The organism is Candidatus Coatesbacteria bacterium, assembly GCA_014728225.1.
Taxonomy (GTDB): Bacteria; RBG-13-66-14; RBG-13-66-14; order RBG-13-66-14; family RBG-13-66-14; genus WJLX01.
The window spans coordinates 1-4,602 of record WJLX01000019.1; the positions used below are offsets into that span (position 1 = coordinate 1).

2 protein-coding genes are annotated in these 4,602 nt (G+C 68.1%); both read right to left on the reverse strand.

Translation table 11 applies throughout. The features are described from left to right. Positions 1–173: 173 nt before the first annotated feature. Complete coding sequence (locus GF399_01755; protein MBD3399038.1) at positions 174–1,994, reverse strand: hypothetical protein; 1,821 nt, start codon at positions 1,992–1,994, stop codon at positions 174–176. Between the two features lies 1 nt (position 1,995). Beyond that, complete coding sequence (locus GF399_01760) at positions 1,996–3,831, reverse strand: hypothetical protein (protein MBD3399039.1); 1,836 nt, start codon at positions 3,829–3,831, stop codon at positions 1,996–1,998. Between the last annotated feature and the right edge of the window lie 771 nt (positions 3,832–4,602).

Consider the following 4,602-nt stretch of genomic DNA (forward strand, 5'->3'; position numbering starts at 1 on the left):
CGTCGCTCCAACGGTCGCCGAGATGCAAAAACCGTGCCGGTTCCGGGGGCGTTGGAGGCGGGGCCGACCGCTCGGGCGGGCTGTTTTTCAACGCGCCGTTCTGCCCCGCTCCGGATAGACAGCGACACCACCCGGGTGGTGTCGCTGTCCAGGCTTCGACAGAACTGAACGGTCTACTGCAGGTAGCCGAGGGCTCGCAGGCGTTCGAGGTCGATCTCGGCGAGCTCTTCACTGAGCTCGGGTCGCTCGCCGGCTTCGCCGAAGCGGCCGTAGCTGTCGATGGTCTCGGCCAGGGGGCCGGCCTCGAGGTCGGCGACGAGGGTGGGTTCCAGAGCCCGGGTGAGGACCTCGCCGGGCATCTCCGCCGCCGGCGGCAGGCCGAGCAGGGCCAGCACCGTGGGGCAGATATCGTAGACGTCGGTTCGGGGGCCGACCTCGCCCCGGCGGACGCCGTCGCCGTAGAGTAGCAGCATCCCGGTGGCGTCGTGCCAGTAGCTCATCACCTCGACGGCGCCGCCGCCGACGGGGGTGGCCTCCGGGGGATGGACGGCGGCGAAGCCGTGGTCGGAGAGGACGAGGAGGATGTCGCCGGGTTCGAGGCGGTCGAGGAAGACGCCGACGACGGCGTCGTTCCAGCGGTAGAAGTCGCGCACCAGGGTGCCCCAGTCGTTGGCGGCGGCGGCGTCCAGGTATTCCCGGCTGCGCGGCGGGATCAGGGCGGGTTCACCGCTGCGGCGTTCCCACCACAGGGCGTGGGCGGGCCAGGTCAGGTGGCAGGCCACGTCGGCGCCCTCGAGGTAGACCGAGGCGGCCCGCCAGTCCCGGGTGTCCATCAGGTGCAGCAGGGCGTTGGCGGAGAGGATGTCGCGGCGCAGGTAGTGGACGAGGGGCGAGCCGCCCTGGCGCTCGACCGTCGCCAGGCGCTCGACGGCGGGGAAGTCGTCGCGGCCGACGTAGGGTTCGGCGACGACGGCGGCGTTGATTTCGTCCATCAAGCCCTCGGGCCAGGTGCGCCGGGGCAGGGCGGTGAAGTCGTCCGTCGGCTCGTAGACCCTGGTGTACCTGGGCTCCCAGGCGTAGCTGCTCAGGGTGACGCCGACGGGGATCTCCCCGGCGGGCCAGGAGGCGAACCAGCTGACGGTCAGCGGCGGCAGACCGGCCGCGGCGGCGATCTCCCAGTAGGTCGGTGCGCGGCGGTCGTTGGCGGTGACCGGTCGGCGACCGCCCGCGCCGTCGGGCAGGGTGAAGTCGGTCACGCCGTGCTCGTCGGCGCTCAGGCCGGTGCCGATGGTGTTCCAGATGACCGGGCTGTAATAGGGAGCCTCGGAATCGAGGACGGCGGAGTAGCCGCCCGCGAGCAGACGGGAGAAGTTGGGCAGCCAGCCGGCGGCGGTGAAATCGGCCAGCAGCTCGTCGTCGAGGGCGTCGATGCCCAGGACGATGACGCGGCGTTCGGCGGGGGGTTCTAGGGGGGGCTCGGCCTCGAGCAGCGCCGGCAGGGCGCAGGTCGGTTCGAGTCCCCCCGTGGTGGCTGACAGACAGTCGTTGAGGAGCTTCACCAGCTCCCGGCGTCGGGGGCCGTAGATCTCGGCCCGGGTAAGCTCGGCCGCCGCCGGGGCCAGGGTTTCGGCGGCCAGCTCGACGAGGGCGTCGTCGTAGTCGGCGCCCAGGGCCTCAACGAGGAGCACCGCCGTGGCGGGCTCCAGCTCCAGCTCGACGAGGAGCTCGAGGGTCACCCGGCCGTCGGCGCACTCCAGCGGCAGCTCGCGGCGCAGTTGCTGGAGACCGAGGTCGTAGGTCACGACCTCCTCGAAGAGGGGCAGGAGCCAGGTCGTCGTTCCCGACGTCAGGGGTACCACGCCGTCGATCCGCCGGGCCAGGCAGGCCCGGCCGGGCTCGTCGGGAACCTCGCGATAGCCGGTCAACCAGATCGTCAGGCCGACGGCGCTCAGCAAGGCCAGCACGATCAGACCAAGTCGCAGGGAGTTCTTCATCTTATTGCAGGTAGCCCAGGGCGCGCAGGCGCTCCAGTTCGGCGTCGGTGAGGGCCTGGGCCAGTTCGGAGCCGACGTCGCGTTTCTCGGTGTTCCAGGTGGCCGGCGCCTCGGCCTGGGGACCGGCCAGGTACCATTCGTAGTAACCGGGCTCGAAGGCCTCCGCGGCGATTTCGCCGGGCATGTCCGCGGGGACGGGCAGGCCGGCGGCGGCCAGCAGGGTGGGCAGGAAGTCGTAGATGGTTATCCCGTCGCCGACGGCGCCCTGGCGGATGTTGGGGCCCCAGAGGGCGAAAACGCCGTCGGGGTCGTGCCAGAAGTGCATCTCCTTCCAAGCGTCGTCGCCGATGAGGATGCGCTCGGGGGGATAGATGGTGTCGAAGCCGTGGTCGCTGACCACCAGGATGACGGCCTCGTCGCCCCAGCGCTCCATCGCCATCCCCAGCAGCTTGTCGGCCAACTGGTAGGACTGGATGACGGACTCGGCCATCACGTCGGACATCTCGCGGCGCTCCGGGGGGATCGGCGGCAGGTTGGCCGGCTCGCCGGTCAGACGTTCCCAGTGAAAGGCGTGGACGGGCCAGGCCAGGTGGCAGAGGACGTCGGGGAACTCCTGGTAGACGGCGGCGATGCGCCAGTCCTTCTCGTCCATCAGGTAGAACATGGCGTTGGCCGCCAGGATGTCCCGCTCCAGGTAGTGGGGCAGCGGGTACATCGTGTTGAGTTCGTCGGCCGGGGCGGGGACCAACGCCAGCTCCTCGTGGAGGGGGTAGTCCTCCTCGGCGATGTAGGGTCGCTCGCCGATGACGGGATCGACTTCCTCCAGCAGGTCCGGGGGCCAGGTTTTGCCCTCGAGCTCGTCGAAACCCTCGACACCGGTGAAGCCCTTGCCGTACTGGGGCTCCCAGGCGTAGTTGGTCAGGATCCAGCCGTCCATCTCCCCCGTCGGCCAGGTGTAGTACCAGTTGACCACGATCGAGTCGGCGTCGTAATCGCCCAACGCCTCCCAGAAGGCGCTGACCTCGCGGTCGGCGGCGCTGTAGGGGACCTCGTCGCCGCTCTCGGGATCGGTGTAGACGAAGCCCTCGATGCCGTGCTCCTCGGCGCTCTTGCCCGTGGCCATCGTGTTCCAGACCATCGGCGAGAAGTAGGGCGGCTCGGAATCCAGCCGGTCCAGGTAGCCCTCGCGGCGCAGGCGGGCGAAGTTGGGCAGCAGATCGAGCTCCAGCATGCCCTCCAGCAGCTCGTCGTCCAGGGCGTCGATGCCCAGGACGATCACCTTGGGTGTCGCATAGCCGTCCAGGCGATAGTTGGGTGCGCCGGGCAGGGCGACCCGTCGAGGTTCGAAAACGGCGGCGTCGCCCAGCCAGTCGTCGAGCAGGGCGGCGATCTCGGCGGCGGCCTCGTCGCGGCCGTCGCCGTAGAGCTCCTCGACGGTGCCGGCGTAGCTGTAGCCGGCCAGGGCCTCGGTGGTGAAGTCCGCCAGCAGGGCGTCGGGAAAGCCGGCACCCCAACGCTCGACGCCGGCCAGGGCGGTGGCGGGGTTCAGCTCCAGATCGACGACCAGCTCGAGCTCGAGCTCACCGTCGGCGGTCGCCACGCTAACCTCGCGGCGCAGCTCGTTGAGTCCGGTCTTGACCTGGACGACGTCCTCGAACAGCGGCCAGAGCCAGAGCTCGCTGCCCGGGGGAACGCTTTCGCAGCCGCCGCCGCGCTCGACAACGTAAATCCAGCCGTGCTCGTCGGGCACCGTGGTGTAGCCCGTCAGCCAAACGACGACTCCGAGGGCGACGAGTAGGACGGCCGCCCCGATCAGAAACCAGTGCTTGCGCGTCATCTTTGTTGACCTTTCCCGTCGGTTTACCGGCGTAGTATAAACCAATACTCCCCCCGGTTCAACGACAGGGGTGGGGCACCGCCCGTGTTTCTTCGGCGAGCACCCGCTAGAGCTTCGCCTCTTTAACCCACCGCCTTGAACGGGACCCTGGTCCCCGAGTCTCCAGAGTCCCCAGAATCCAGTCCCCAGAATCCACTCTCCAGAATCCGCTGAAGAGCGCCGCCCCAGACAGCCGAACACCCCACCCTGGGGCAAAAACCGCCTTGACAGGCATCATGGGTTATGCTACTCTCCGACAGGTAAAATCCACTCTGCTATAGACCTAGCATACCGGCGCGCATTCACGCATTCACGCATTCACGCATTCACGCATTCAACGGTGTGCTTGGATCACCGGCGGTCGTTTACGAACAAGGGGCTTCGCGACCATCCGGGTCGGCCTGAACCGCGACAGCGGCCGTGCCCGTAACGGCCGAGAGCGAAATCCGGCCGTTCCCGATCGTCCGCTAGCTCAATGATCCAGGGTCGTCGGGACTAATTGCGGTTCACTGCTTGCGGTTTACTGCGGGATCCAGCCGCGGCGAAACATCGAACGACCCGGACCACGGCCTCGACCGCCTAACCCTCAATCGTCTACGAATTGTCTAAGAATCGTCTGATGGAATAACGTACGGGATCGTATCGGAACCGTCCGCCAATTGTAGTCCTCAGTCCGATCGTCCCGAGTGTTCGTCCGAGCAGGCGTCTGTTGTCCACAGTGCGAGTGTTGCA

Excerpts from the sequence above, each read along its gene's own strand:
- GF399_01755 (MBD3399038.1), bottom strand. The coding sequence starts at position 1,994 with ATGAAGAACTCCCTGCGACTTGGTCTGATCGTGCTGGCCTTGCTGAGC.
- GF399_01760 (MBD3399039.1), bottom strand. The coding sequence starts at position 3,831 with ATGACGCGCAAGCACTGGTTTCTGATCGGGGCGGCCGTCCTACTCGTC.